At 73.7% G+C, this 486-nt stretch carries 1 protein-coding gene; it reads right to left on the reverse strand.

Features of this window, described 5'->3' with window-relative positions:
- The coding region (locus AC5LUJ_RS00810) for a cation transporter (protein WP_493464315.1) at window positions 1-272 on the reverse strand (272 nt) is incomplete at its 3' end.
- Window positions 273-486: the final 214 nt, after the last annotated feature.

Below are 486 nucleotides of genomic sequence, written 5' to 3' on the forward strand. Positions count from 1 at the left end.
ACCGGGAGGAGGCGCATCGCCTGTGCCGCCCGTGGTGGCTGGGCGCGGTAGCCGATCCGCTGTACCTCGGTGACCAGGTCGGCCGGGGTGAGCCGGTCCGGGTAGACGACGTGCGCGCGCTCGGTGGCGTAGTTGACGGTGGCGGTCACACCCTCGAGCCGGTTGAGCCGCTTCTCGATGCGCGCGGCGCAGGACGCGCAGGTCATCCCGCTGATCGACAGATCGATCTCGTGGACGCCCGAGGGCGGCACGGCATCCGCGGTCACGCTCATCGCGCTCGTTCCTCCGTTCCCGCTCGGCCGGCGCGCCCTGCCGAGGTGCCTCGGTGCTGTGGCGTGCCCGCCTCGATGCCGCCGGTTCTCGCCGGCTGGTTCTCGCCGGCCGGCTTCTTCCTGGCCGGCCGGCCCTGCCGCCGATCGGCTCTACTGGCGGCTGGCGCTGGCGTTGGGGCTGGCGTTGGGGCTGGCGTTGGGGCTGGCGTTGGGG

It is taken from the genome of Protofrankia sp. CiP1_Cm_nod3 (genome assembly GCF_982290655.1).